This window comes from Vibrio sp. 10N.286.48.C11 (genome assembly GCF_041469805.1).
In the GTDB taxonomy this organism is placed as follows: Bacteria; Pseudomonadota; Gammaproteobacteria; order Enterobacterales; family Vibrionaceae; genus Vibrio; species Vibrio crassostreae_C.
The window spans coordinates 81,206-94,544 of the sequence record NZ_JBFRLK010000005.1; the positions used below are offsets into that span (position 1 = coordinate 81,206).

Consider the following 13,339-nt stretch of genomic DNA (forward strand, 5'->3'; position numbering starts at 1 on the left):
CTAGATTCCCTGAACACTTTATTCATTTGGCTCTCCTTTAATGGAGCGCTAAGGCTTTTTACGTCTTAATTTTTGGAGAGATACGCAAATGTCCGCCTCGTTTCCATTAGCGAAACTTACCTTTTTAATCGCTATTCTGACTGCCGTAGGTCAAATGACTCAAACGATGTACGTGCCTTCTATCGGTCATATGGCAGGTGAGTTCTTAGTTTCGGCATCTTCACTGCAGGCAGTGATGGCGTGTTACTTGATCCCTTATGGTCTGTCGCAATTTGTTTACGGCCCACTTTCAGATCGCCTAGGTCGTAAACCGATCATCGTGATTGGTTTGATCATCTACATCATCGGTACTTTGGTAGCATTGTTCGCTCACGAATATGAATGGTTCTTAGCGGGCAGCTTTATCCAAGGTTTGGGCATCGGTTGTGGTGGTGCGATGTCTCGTACATTGACTCGCGACTGTTTTGAAGGCGCAGAGCTGCACCGTGCAAACAGCTTGATTAGCATGTGTGTGATTTTCTCACCATTGATGGCTCCTGTACTGGGTGGTTACCTAACAGAAGTTTTCGGCTGGCGTTCTAGCTACTTATTCCTTGCGCTGTTTGGTATTGCTGTTGTGATCACTATGATGACGAGCATGATGGAAACACTGCCGAAAGAACGACGCAAGCATGAATCGGTTGCCAACAGCTACAAGTTCGTTCTGTCTGATAAACGTTTCCAAGGTTTCTTATTGGTATTAGTCGCAACCTTTGCTGGTGTAGCCGTATTTGAAGCAGCGGCAGGTGTGTTGCTTGGTGGCGTACTTGGCTTACCGGCAACCACAGTAAGCTTGCTGTTTGTCTTGCCTATTCCAGGTTACTTAGTCGGTGCAGGCTTATCTAGTTACATCGCACAACGTCGCTCTGAGCGCCGTGCATTGAATGTTGGTCTGGTTGCGATATTGGTAGGCTCAACAGTGGTATTGATACCGGGTCTGTTTGGTCAAACAACAGCATTAACTTTGATTGGCGGTGCCACAATTTACTTCTTGGGCGCTGGCATATTATTCCCAGCAGCAACAACAGGGGCACTTTCGCCATTCCCGTACCACGCTGGTACTGGAGGTGCGATTTTAGGTGGTATGCAAAACCTAGGTGCTGGCATCGCAACACTATTGGCATCGTTCTTCCCAGCTCAAGACCAACTGCCACTCGGTTGCCTGATGATTGCTATGTCATTCATCGCTATGCTTGGTTTACGTTGGGTTAATCGTAAACCTGACCACTCAAACGAAATGCCATTGGCTATTTAACGTAAAACTCGAATCTTGCTAAACAAAGGAAAGGGACATACTGAAAAGTGTGTCCCTTTTTGTTGCACATTTATTCCTTCCACTCTCACGTATCAGTAATTTCATTTAACATTGCTTTGATTTTTTGAAAACAATAACAGACACTTACGATGAAGGTGCATATCCAGAATCCAATTATAAATAATATCACTGGAAGAACACCAACGTACCTGAACTCTCACAACAAAGGATGCTGGCATTAAAACGAGTAAGGTACACACTAAGGATATACAGATGCGTATCGCTTTAACCACATTAGCCGTATCAATAGCGCTTGTCGCCGGATGCAGCAATCAAGGAATCTCAACCATGAACCACTACTCTCAATCACAGCTCGTCGCTCAGCAAACCCAAGCACCCGTTGCTAAGAAAGTCCCTCACGCAATGACGATTCATGGTGAAACCCGAATCGATGATTACTATTGGATGCGCGATGATGCACGCCAAGATCCAGAGATATTGCAACAACTTGAGCAAGAGAATCAGTACGCAGATACGGTGTTGAAACATACAGAAGCAGCACAAAAACAATTATTTGAAGAGATTAAAGGCCGAATCGCGAAAGACGACAATTCGGTACCGGTTCGCAAAGGCAGTTACTACTACTCGAATAAGGTGACAGGCGACAACGAATACCCAGTTCACCTGCGTGAAAAAAACTTTTTAGGCACAGACAAGCAAGTCATCTTAGATGTAAACGAGCTAGCAAAAGAGCATGAATTCTTCAGTATTGGTGGCTTAACGATCAGCCCAGACGAAAACTTGTTGGCCTATGGCGAAGATACGCTAAGCCGCCGCATTTACACCATCAAGATCAAAGACCTCACAACAGGTGAATACCTAAAAGATGAAATTGAAGGCGCTTCAAGTGCTATCGCGTGGCAAAACGACAACCAAGCCTTCTACTACATCAAAAAAAATCCACAAACATTGCTGGGTTATCAAGTTTACCGCCACGTGTTAGGCACAGCTCAGGCAAGCGATCAGTTAATCTACGAAGAAGCCGATAGCGCTTACTACACCTCTTTGAGTAAAAGCAAAGATGGAGAACAGGTCTACATTTGGCATTCGAGCACAGAAACCAGCGGTGTCTCAGTCATCGATGCCAACAACCCAAAGGCTACAGCTGAGGCTTTCTACCCAAAAGAGACCGGCATAGAGTACAGCATCGCTAAGCTAGGTGATTGGTATTACATCTACACCAACTACCAAGCGGTCAACTTCCGTTTAATGAAAGTCACAACCGAAGAGATGCATGATCGCTCAAAATGGGTCGATGTCATCCCAGCAGACGATAATACTCAGCTTGTAGATTTCGAGTTGTTTGATGACCATCTTGTCTACGAGCAACGCGCGGATGGCTTGTCTACAGTGAAAGTTCGCCAACTCTCAACAGGCCACGAGTTTCCACTTGAATTTAACGACACCGCATTTGCCGCTTACCTAACGAGTAACTATGAATTAGATAACGCAAAAGTTCGTATCTATTACAGCAGCTTAACCACGCCAGGTACTTACTATGATTTCGACCTAAGTACAGGTGAATCCGAACTCATGAAGCAAACACCCGTATTAGGTGATTTCGAAGCGGATAACTACCAATCAGAGCGAATCATGATTACGGCTCGCGATGGTAAGCAAGTTCCTGTCTCTTTGGTTTATCGTAAAGACTTATTTAAGAAAGACGGCACTAACCCAATCTACCAATACGGCTATGGGTCTTACGGCTCTACGATTGAACCTACCTTCAGCTCAACTCGCCTAAGCCTACTGGATAGAGGTTTTGTTTATGCCATCGCACATGTCCGCGGTTCAGAAATGCTTGGTCGCCCTTGGTATGAAGATGGCAAAAAACTGACCAAACAAAACACGTTCAACGACTTTATTGATGTAACCAAAGAGCTTGTTGAAGAAGGCTACGGCGCGAAAGATAAAGTGTTCGCCGTTGGGGGGTCTGCTGGCGGTCTATTGATGGGAGCAATCATCAACCAAGCACCAGAACTGTACCGTGGTATTGGTGCACATGTTCCGTTTGTAGACATTGTGACAACCATGCTCGATGAATCGATCCCTCTAACCACCAATGAGTATGACGAATGGGGTAACCCGAACGATAAAGCCTACTACGATTACATGCTGGGGTACTCACCGTACGACAACATTAAGGTACAAAACTACCCGAACATGTTGGTAACGACAGGCCTGCATGACTCACAGGTGCAGTACTTTGAGCCAATGAAATGGGTTGCGAAGCTGCGTGAAATGAAAACAGACAACAACGTATTGCTGTTCAAAACCGATATGGAAGCCGGTCACGGTGGCGCTTCTGGCCGATTTAAACGATTAAAAGAAGACGCACTTGAATACGCGTTCTTTTTGGATTTACTTAAGACTCAATAGATTCTACGTAACTGTAAGTATTCACATCATTTAATGTCGCCATTTTGTCTCTACAAAGTGGCGACAGAAATTATTAAGCATGGTTAAATACGATGAACCATGAAATCCACCAAATCAAAAACCTTTAAAAACAAGCAGTGACAAAGGTTTACGAGAGGTATAAAAACAAATGAAAGTAATTAGCTTCAACATCAACGGTCTTAGAGCCCGCCTTCACCAACTGCAAGCTATTATCGACAAACACCAACCCGACGTGATTGGTCTGCAAGAGATAAAAGTGCACGATGAAGCCTTCCCAATTGCTGATGTTGAAGCAATGGGCTATAAGGTTTACTTCCACGGTCAAAAAGCCCACTACGGTGTGGCAATGTTGTGTAAGCAAGAGCCTATTTCTGTGCAGAAGGGTTTCCCAACAGATAATGAAGACCATCAAAAACGCATGATCATGGCGACGTTTGAAGATGAAAATGGTGAAAAGGTTACCGTGCTAAATGGCTACTTCCCTCAAGGGGATAACATCAAGCATGAAACAAAGTACCCGTACAAACGCCAGTTCTACAAAGACTTAATGACTTACCTAAACGACTATCACAACAAAGGTGAGCAAGTGATTGTGATGGGCGACATTAATATCAGCCCTATCGACGCAGACATCGGCATTGGTGAACCTAATGCGAAACGTTGGTTAAAGACAGGTAAATGTTCTTTCCAACCAGAAGAGCGCGAATGGTTGAAAACATTGATGGACTGGGGCTTTGTAGACAGCTTCCGTTTGCTTCACCCTGAAGTGAATGACCAATACTCGTGGTTTGATTACCGTTCAAAAGGTTTCGTGGACAACCGTGGCCTGCGTATTGATGTAGTCCTTGCGACTCAAAAGCTTGCTGATAAGTGTACTGAAGCTGGCATCGATTACGAGCTACGCGGCATTGAAAAACCGTCAGATCACGCTCCGATTTGGTCAACGTTTAAATAAAATCCAAATTAAATTTCAAATCAAAAATGCACAAGCTTTTGTTTAGCTTGTGCATTTTTTTTACGTAGCTCAAATCCACTCAAAAAGCTTGAGATAGTTCACATTCTCGCCACTGCCCATCTATACTATTTGGACAACCAATGGAGAGAGTTTTGTATGGACGCAAAGCCTTGGGCCGGTATAAATCCAATTAATCTGCGTAGTTTACTTCCGATGATGGTGGTCAGCGGAGCGATCAGCGTATTGATGTTAGTCGTTCCCTTATTCAGCCTTCAAGTGTTTGATCGAGTCCTCTCAAGTCAAAGTTTAGATACGCTTCTATTCTTGGCTTTCATTGCTGTGTTCCTACTTACAGCCCAAGCGTTCCTTGACGCGTCTAGAGCCAAGTATGCACAAAAGAAAGCGATAAAATTTGAATTTATCGCGTCTCAGCAGCTATTTGAACAAACCTCCTTCTCATCGAAATCAAAAGAAAAGCATCTGTTCAACGATATAAGTGAGGTAAAGAGCCTACTCTCTTCTCCTGCCTACTTTGTCATGTTTGATCTGCCGTTCACTCCCCTGTTTCTTATCATTATGTTTGCGATTCATCCATATATAGGATTAGTCGGTGTGGGTGCCGTTGTTTTTATTCTCATGACAACATTGCTTTCTCATTGGGTTAAATCTAAGCACTTTAAAACCACTTATTTAAGCCAGCTCGCAACACAAAGAAAAAACGACGAGTGCTTTCAAAAACACGCCACGATTTTTAGCCAACATCAACAACAAGGTTTAAGTCAAACCTACCAAGAAATATTGGCGGAAAAGAGCTGGTCTCGAAGCCATTTAGATCAAGCCACCTGTTCACTGAGTGCATTTTCTCGTTACATACGTATGGTCCTTCAACTCATCATCATGGCTGTCGGAGCAAGCCTAGTCATTCAAAATGCCATGTCTGCTGGTGGTATGATTGCGGGTTCAATCCTAATGGCGAGAGCACTCCAGCCTATTGAGATGCTCTCTAGTGGTATTCAAGCATGGAAAACTGGTTTGGATGCAAACAAACGCTTAGCTAAGGAATTTGCTTCTCATACTAAACATACCGAGCGAACCGAGTTGGAAACAATTAAAGGTGATCTGGTCATCGACAACGTCACATGGTTCGCGTCTGAAAAACTTAACAAGCCGACTCTTAATGGTTTGAAGCTAAGACTGGAATCAGGAAATCGAGTCGCATTGATAGGCCCTAGCGGGTCAGGTAAGTCTTCCATCTGCAAAATGATCACTAACGGCATATCGCCCTCAAAAGGTGGCATTTCTATCGATGGACTCAATGTTGAGTTGTGGAATCTGAATCAGTTCAAACACACCGTCGGTTATGTTCCTCAGCACATCGACTTTTTACATGGCACTGTCAAACAAAATATCGCCCGATTTGATTCCAACGTTACGGATAGCCAAATCGTCAGATCCGCTATTCAAGCCGGTGTGCATGATGCTGTTGTCGCCTTACCGAATGGATATGAAACGATTATCGGTTCTTTTGGTCATCAGTTATCTGGTGGACAAGCCCAGAAACTTGCCATCGCAAGAGCATTGGTTTTCTCACCTAAGCTACTCGTGCTTGATGAGCCTGATTCCCATCTCGACAAAGAAGGCGAAGAGTTTCTTGTTTCGCTATTACAATTGGCGAAAGAGAAATCCATTTCTGTCGTGATGGTAACGCATAACCCAAGCTTACTCAGACATGTCGATTGGGTTGTTGAATTGAAAAACGGCCAGATAACGCAAGCAGGCGAAGCGAGTAAAGTTGTCCGGTCGCTCTTCAATGTCGCTTCCTCGGAGGTGTCGAATGGCTAGTATTCATCATGACGATAAAGGTATTCACTTCGACGATGGTAGAAAACTGATCTTTTCTACATTCAAAATACAGGTGTTCATCTGGTTAGTTCTTGTGACTACTCTTGGTGGCTTTGCTGCTTGGGCATACCTAGCCCCGCTTTCTTCTGCTGCCATTGCGCCAGGCGTGATTATCGTAGAATCAAAGCGAAAACCCATTCAGCACTTAGAAGGCGGGATTGTAGAAATCGTCCATGTTTCTGACGGCGACCATGTTCAAAAAGACGAACTGCTCATCACGTTAAGTCACACACAAGCTCAAGCATCGCTTCTAAGGCTAAGAGCTCAGTGGCAAAGTGATTTAGCGCGGCTGAACCGCTTACAATCAGAGTTAGCGAGTCATCAAGAAATTCAATTTGATATGAGATTACTCTCCCTTATGAGTGACCCAAACGTATCAAGCTTACTTGATACGCAGAGTAAACTTTTCAGCAAAAGACAATCGTTAAAATCCGGTGAATCCGATGTGTTACAGCAAAAAGTCGAGCAATCAAAACTTGATCTGCAAGGCTTCCAACAACGATTCTTAGCCGGAAATCGAAGCCTGAAGTATTTAGAAGAACAGGTACAAATGCACCAAGATTTGCTTGTTTCCGGTAACACATCCAAATCTCGCTTATTGGATTTACAGCGAGAACGCTCTCAATTACAAGGTAACGTTGCTGACCTCAAAGCTAGAATCGGACACGCCAAGCGCACCATCGCCGAAGCGAAATTAGAGCTGATCAACGCGGATTATACTTACGCCAAAACGCTCGGCGAAGAGATACAAGATTTAGAACGAAAGCTGAATGAAACCAGAGAAGCTATGGTCAATGCTCAAGATATTCTTACCCGGGTTGAAATAAGAGCACCTCAAAGTGGTGTGGTGGTTGGACTTAATGTGGTCTCCGAAAATGCCATCGTTCCACCCGGTGAAACCTTGATGGAATTGGTTCCGCAAAATGACGAGTTGATTGTAGAAGCGTTAGTGAAGCCAGAAGACATCGAAGCCTTACGAATTGGCTTGGATACCCAAGTAAGACTGACTGCATACAGTTTCCGTAAAACACCACCGATTCGTGGAAAATTAGTCCATATTTCGGCTGACCGCATTAGCGATCAAGCCACAGGATCTTCTGCTTACTTAGCGAGAGTATCGTTAGATAAGTCTGAGCTAGAAGCATTAGAAAACATCTCATTGTATCCGGGCATGCCCGCAGAAGTGATGATATTACTTGAGCAACAAACACCGCTCGAGTATCTACTCAACCCACTCTCTGTGAGCGCCTATAAGGCAATGAGAGAAATTTAACCAAGCGCACAAAGAAGATAAAGCCAAACTCATCGTGAGGTGAGGACGGAAAGCTCCAGATCTCAGGGATGAAGCCGAGATGGCTGGGCTGCCTCTATGTATCGAATGATATGTGAGGAAAAAACGATGGCAGAAGTAACCAATACAGCAGCAGGACTGAAAAGTAATGGTAGCAATGATACCAATATACTAGTAGATGGTCCTAACCTCCCCACCCCAGAATCTAGAGATGTCAACAATGACCTTTCTAACCTCAGCGGCGATAACCTCGAAGTACGAGCCGGTAAAGGCGACGACATTGTGCATGCCGGCAGCGGCGATGACTTTATCGCTGCTGGACGTGGATCGGACACAATTAAAGCAGGTGCCGGAAACGATGTGGTTGAAGCTTGGAATCATTCGCTCAATGCTGGTGATGAAGCCGGCGTTAACCGCGATTTAAGCGCGGCACGCGATAAAGATTTAGAAGCGCTAGGAGAAGAGTGTGTTGACGACATTGTGGTTGCAGGTGCCGGTGATGATTATGTTGAAGGCGGTGCGAACAATGACATTATTTATGGTGACAGAGGCGCTGGTGCAGAATTTGGCGAAAACCTAATCAGCGATGGTGATTTTGAAGCTTTTGACCTTGGCAATACATGGGGAACAGCGCCAAGCGCCGGTGCATGGAACGCCGAGGTTGGCAGTATCGAGATTCAAGAACAACTGCATGGCGGTGTCCCAGCTGATGGTTACGGGACTGATATCGCCAGTGGTCACTTCCTAGAATTAGACTCGCATGGCGCGAATTCAAATTCAACCGTCTCCCAAACATTTACGGTCGATGACGACGGTATATATCAACTCGATTTTTCCTACGCTTTCCGTAATAAAGGAGGCGATAGCACCACCGCTCCTTTCACAGTCCAAATAATGGCGGGCACCGACGTTGTATTCGAGAAGTCTTTCCAAGACATTGACGGCGTCGATGATGATTGGGATCTGTTTAGCGAAGATGTCGATCTCTCTTCAGGAAATTGCTCACTCAATTTTATTGCCGACGGCGCAGAAGACACCTTTGGGGCTCTGATTGATAATGTGTCATTGAAGCAGGTACTGCATAACGATGTGCTCATTGGTGATAACGGGCCAGACGCTGCAAATGAAGGCGCCGCTGGGAACGACTTGATTCGAGGCGGTAAAGGGAATGACGTAATTATCGGCGATAACTTTGAAGCGCTGTCGTTTAACGAAGGAACCGGCGAGTTTGAATTAGCGGAGCCAACGACATCCGTCGACCTATCAGCAAATTCAACCGCCTACAACGCTGATGGATCTGTCGGTACCGTTGATACAGGTAATGCAAGTTCTGGCGGTACAGGTTATGGGGTAGATGGCGCAGCAGAGGCTGGCGTGCTTGCTCAAATTGGCTTCAGCTACGACGGCGGTTCTGGTGAAGGTGCATCAGAGATGTTTTCTGTCAGCTTAGACGAACATACAATGATTGCTAAAGTCGGTATATCCAACCTCTACTTAAATGAAGGCGACAATGGCGTAGATGAGGCTGGCCATTGGGCAGCATATCGAGAAGGTATTCTGGTCGCTGAGGGCGATTTCATTGCGAGCGATTTAGCGGATGGCAATAACAACAGCGGTTATCTAAACATCGGTCCTGATGAGACTGGCTTTAAAGCCTTTGATGAACTTCAGTTTACTGCCGTTGGTCCTGCATTTGAAAAAAACGGAAACGCTAATGCCGATTCAAGTGACTACTACGTCACTTCTGTTACCACCGATGGCCTAACGGGTGACGGAACCGATATATTGCGCGGTGGTCGTGGCGACGATGTCATTCTTGGTGGCGACAACGCCAAGGGTGGCGTACCTGAACTCGATCCTGATACGGGTTACTACGATGTAAGTAACTTCAGAGGGACTATTGATGTCACTATGGAAGGCACCGAAGCGGGCTTCGAAAATTCGTTTGGTTACTTCACAAAAGACAGTGAAGGCAATGTAAACGCTGAAGTCATTTGGGGAAATGTGAAGGATCACCTTCCAAACTCTGAAGCTGGCAACAGCTTTAGTCTCGATTTGGGGCACTGTGATGATTGCGTTGATACGCTCGGGTTCTTCATTATCCCAGATGGCGGGAATGACGGTTTCGTCTCAGGCGAAAGTATCGCAATTGACTTAAACACTCAACAAGCGACAAGCTCTAACAATAGTGACCACCCCTTCTTGCTGGGCGTACAAGATTTAGTCGGTAGTAACGGCAACCTTACCTTAGATGTTAGCGGCATTAACAACTTCAATCCGGGTACAGAACTCGGAAATCAGTTCTGGAATGACAACCCTGGCGGTGATGGTGACTTCGATGATGTGGTAACCACCGTTGAAATCGACGACCAACCAGAGCAATTGTTTGGTGGTAAAGGCGATGATTGGCTTGATGGCGGAGACGGAATCGACCATATCAAAGGCGGTAAAGGCGATGACATCATCATTGGTGGTGGTGGTGCAGACGAAATCCGTGGGGGTAAAGGCAACGATACAGTAGCCTTTGATGCAGAGGATACTCTAATTCATGGTGGTAAAGGGTTCGATGTACTGGTCGCCAATGACCCTGGTGGTGTCGATATCGACATGTCGAAGGGGTCAAACATCAATGGGTTTGAAGCAGTCATAGGGGGAGACTCAGCTAATGACAAACTGACTATTTCTCTAGGTAAAACCTTCAATCAAAACCATGACCTTGATGGTAATAGAGCAAAGAACGACGACCAAGTTGCTGAATTCTTTGCTTTAGGAATTGAAGATATCGACGCAAGTCATCTTCAAGGATTCCAATACCAAACCGCAACATCAGTGACGCTAGACCAAGATATGCAAGATAAACTTGGACTCGATGGAACTGAAACGATTACCGCTTATAGCTTCACCAAAGGAGGCAAAGAAGTCATCATCTACACTGATGCATCCTTTGATGGTGATTTCATTGGCGTTAATGAAGTTTAATTGCTTTTTGAACTAGTAAATCAGAAACAAAGTTAAAGGACTTATTGCTTGTGTAATAAGTCCTTTTTGCTTCAAAGAGCTACTCAACTAATTCCTATACAAACCCTAAATAAGAACGGCGCTCAATGAGCGCCGTTTTGTTAACTGTGTGAATACCGTGCAATTAGCTAAGGGGTCTTAGGTAAGCAAGGAAACGCTTCTCTGCGAATTTGAAAATCGCGATAATGATGAACGTTAGTGCCATGTAGAACAGACCTGCCGTTAGGAAAGATTCGAATGGGGCATAGTAACGAGAGTTAACCAAACGAGCTGCACCGGTTAGATCCATAATGGTTACGATACCAGCTACCGCAGAGCCGTGAAGCATAAAGATCACTTCGTTACTGTAAGCGGGCAATGCTCGGCGTAGTGCGCTTGGCAAAATGATGCGGCGGTAAGTCTTTGGTGTACTCATGCCGTACGCTTTTGCTGCTTCAACTTCACCTTTCGGTAAGCCGTTAATGGCACCGCGAATGATCTCTGCTGTATATGCTGATGTGTTAAGAATGAATGCTACTAGAGCACAGAACCAAGCGTTTTCCCATAGTGTGTCTTTTACTGGGAAGAACTGATCCATACCGTAGTAAATCAGATACAACTGCACCAATAACGGCGTACCACGGAAGAAATAAATGAACGACCAAGCCGGAGCGTTAATCAGCATATTTGGGCTGTTACGAGCGATCGCTAATGGTATGGCTACGAATAAGCCAATAATCAAAGCGACACAAACCATCCAAGCCGTTGTCCACAAACCACCAAGGTAAATCGGCAGGCTTTCAATTATCAATGAAAAGTCCATAACTACCTCGCGTGGATACTGAATTTACGTTCAACCAGCTTAAGTAAGCCCGTCGAAACACTGGTGAAGAATAAGAAGATAATCGCCACTGTCATATAGAAGGTAAATGGCATTTTGGTTGAACCTGCCGCCAGTGCGCTAACACGTACCATATCTTCTAGGCCAATAATGGAAACCAACGCGGTAGTTTTAAGTAAAACCAACCAGTTGTTACCAAAGCCCGGCAGTGCGTGACGAATCATTTGCGGTAACAGGATACGACGGAACGCTAGAACAGGTCCCATGCCATAGGCCTTTGCTGCTTCCATTTCACCGCTATCAACCGCCATGATCGCTCCACGGAAGGTTTCAGCCATGTAAGCGCCAAAGATGAATCCAATGGTTAAGACACCAGCAACAAATGGACTGACATCAATATAATCAGGTAAGTAAGCGGTCCACTCGTGGTTAGGATCACTTGATGTGAACCACTCATTGAGCCACTCATTGATGGAATACAAACTGTTGTTTAAAAGGATTTGTCCACCAAAGAAAATCAGCATCATCAAGACGAGATCAGGAATGCCTCGAATGACGGTTGTGTAGAGGGTTGCAATAGCACGAGCCCAGCGATAAGGCGCGAGTTTTGCTAAGGCACCTAGCATACCAAGAACCATAGCTAAAATTAGCGACAGCAAGGCAACTTCGATTGTGAGCACCGCCCCTTTCAGGATCGACGCTTCATATCCTTGTAAATCAAACATAATGGATTCCAACAGAACTGCGAAAAAGTTGGTAAGACAGGGAGAGGAGAACCTCTCCCTTAAGAATTGACGCTAAAGATTACTGACCGTATACGTCGTAGTTGAAGTATTTAGCCGCGATATCTTGGTAGATGCCTTTTTCACGTAGTGAAAGGATTGCCGCATCTAATTGCTTAGTCAGATCTTTGTCTTGCTTACGAACAGCAATACCCATACCTTCACCGAACCACTTAGGATCCGTTAGAGAGGGGCCAACAAACTCGTAGTCTTCACCACCAGCTTTGTTCAGCACGCCTTCTTCTAGAGCAGATGCATCACCTAGTACAGCAGCAACACGACCGTTTGCTAGATCAAGGTAAGCTTCGTCGAATGAACCGTAACGAACGATCTCTACTGTATCGCCGTAGTTGTCTGTTAGGTATTTATCGTGAGTTGTTGCACGTTGAACTGCAATCTTTTGACCGCTTAGATCATCAAAGTTAAGGCCTGCACCTTTCTTAGCGATGAACTTGTTTGGGATAAGTGCGTATTTACCAGTGAAGTCGATTTTTTTCTTACGCTCTTCCGTGATAGACATTGCCGCGATGATCGCATCATATTTACGAGCAAGTAGAGAAGGAATGATACCATCCCAGTCTTGTGCAACGATCTTACACTGCACCTGCATTTCAGTACAAAGTGCGTTAGCCATATCGACATCGAAGCCTTTCAGTGACCCGTCAGCTTCTGTCCAGCTAAATGGAGGGTAAGCACCTTCAATACCAAAGCGTACTGTTTTCCATTCTTTTGCTTGAGCTACGCCCGTTGCAGCAGTTGCAGCAAGTGCCGCGACTAATAACCACTTTTTCATATCCCTACTCCTGTGATTTAGGTT

The 13,339-nt window shown here is 45.1% G+C and carries 9 protein-coding genes and 1 riboswitch; of the genes, 6 read left to right on the forward strand and 3 right to left on the reverse strand.

Annotated elements, in window-relative coordinates; genetic code table 11:
* The first annotated feature begins 88 nt into the window (after window positions 1-88).
* The 6 genes from emrD (at window position 89) to AB4209_RS01835 (ending at window position 10,881) form a co-directional block, all read left to right on the forward strand.
* Entirely contained in the window at window positions 89-1,294 is a 1,206-nt protein-coding gene (gene emrD / locus AB4209_RS01810; protein WP_017065927.1) for a multidrug efflux MFS transporter EmrD, read from the forward strand.
* 348 nt (window positions 1,295-1,642) lie between these two features.
* Window positions 1,643-3,733: a S9 family peptidase gene (locus AB4209_RS01815; protein WP_017065926.1), complete on the forward strand. Its 2,091-nt coding sequence runs from the start codon at window positions 1,643-1,645 to the stop codon at window positions 3,731-3,733.
* A gap of 169 nt (window positions 3,734-3,902) precedes the next feature.
* Complete coding sequence (gene xthA, locus AB4209_RS01820) at window positions 3,903-4,709, forward strand: exodeoxyribonuclease III (RefSeq protein WP_372054635.1); 807 nt, start codon at window positions 3,903-3,905, stop codon at window positions 4,707-4,709.
* Window positions 4,710-4,865: 156 nt separating this feature from the next.
* On the forward strand, window positions 4,866-6,551 hold the full coding sequence (locus AB4209_RS01825; RefSeq protein WP_017062120.1) for a type I secretion system permease/ATPase: 1,686 nt from the start codon (window positions 4,866-4,868) through the stop codon (window positions 6,549-6,551).
* A complete protein-coding gene (locus AB4209_RS01830) occupies window positions 6,544-7,884 on the forward strand; it encodes an HlyD family type I secretion periplasmic adaptor subunit (RefSeq protein ID WP_017070029.1) in 1,341 nt (446 codons plus the stop codon). Before AB4209_RS01825 ends, AB4209_RS01830 begins: the two co-directional genes overlap by 8 nt.
* 12 nt (window positions 7,885-7,896) lie before the next feature.
* Window positions 7,897-7,980: riboswitch (cyclic di-GMP riboswitch) on the forward strand.
* Between the two features lie 30 nt (window positions 7,981-8,010).
* Complete coding sequence (locus tag AB4209_RS01835; RefSeq protein WP_372054637.1) at window positions 8,011-10,881, forward strand: hypothetical protein; 2,871 nt, start codon at window positions 8,011-8,013, stop codon at window positions 10,879-10,881.
* Window positions 10,882-11,044: 163 nt separating this feature from the next.
* On the opposite strand, the gene AB4209_RS01840 is transcribed toward AB4209_RS01835, so the two are convergent.
* The 3 genes from AB4209_RS01840 to AB4209_RS01850 form a co-directional block, all read right to left on the reverse strand.
* Window positions 11,045-11,722, reverse strand: coding sequence for an ABC transporter permease (locus AB4209_RS01840; protein WP_017062123.1), 678 nt, complete (start codon window positions 11,720-11,722; stop codon window positions 11,045-11,047).
* A 2-nt stretch (window positions 11,723-11,724) separates the two neighbouring features.
* Window positions 11,725-12,465: an ABC transporter permease gene (locus AB4209_RS01845; RefSeq protein WP_017066929.1), complete on the reverse strand. Its 741-nt coding sequence runs from the start codon at window positions 12,463-12,465 to the stop codon at window positions 11,725-11,727.
* A gap of 79 nt (window positions 12,466-12,544) precedes the next feature.
* Window positions 12,545-13,315 (reverse strand): ABC transporter substrate-binding protein, encoded by a 771-nt coding sequence (locus AB4209_RS01850; RefSeq protein ID WP_017062125.1) that lies wholly within the window; start codon window positions 13,313-13,315, stop codon window positions 12,545-12,547.
* Window positions 13,316-13,339 lie beyond the last annotated feature (24 nt).

Coding starts and splice junctions, on each gene's coding strand:
- emrD (WP_017065927.1), top strand. CDS start 89: ATGTCCGCCTCGTTTCCATTAGCGAAACTTACCTTTTTAATCGCTATT.
- AB4209_RS01815 (WP_017065926.1), top strand. CDS start 1,643: ATGAACCACTACTCTCAATCACAGCTCGTCGCTCAGCAAACCCAAGCA.
- xthA (WP_372054635.1), top strand. CDS start 3,903: ATGAAAGTAATTAGCTTCAACATCAACGGTCTTAGAGCCCGCCTTCAC.
- AB4209_RS01825 (WP_017062120.1), top strand. CDS start 4,866: ATGGACGCAAAGCCTTGGGCCGGTATAAATCCAATTAATCTGCGTAGT.
- AB4209_RS01830 (WP_017070029.1), top strand. CDS start 6,544: ATGGCTAGTATTCATCATGACGATAAAGGTATTCACTTCGACGATGGT.
- AB4209_RS01835 (WP_372054637.1), top strand. CDS start 8,011: ATGGCAGAAGTAACCAATACAGCAGCAGGACTGAAAAGTAATGGTAGC.
- AB4209_RS01840 (WP_017062123.1), bottom strand. CDS start 11,722: ATGGACTTTTCATTGATAATTGAAAGCCTGCCGATTTACCTTGGTGGT.
- AB4209_RS01845 (WP_017066929.1), bottom strand. CDS start 12,465: ATGTTTGATTTACAAGGATATGAAGCGTCGATCCTGAAAGGGGCGGTG.
- AB4209_RS01850 (WP_017062125.1), bottom strand. CDS start 13,315: ATGAAAAAGTGGTTATTAGTCGCGGCACTTGCTGCAACTGCTGCAACG.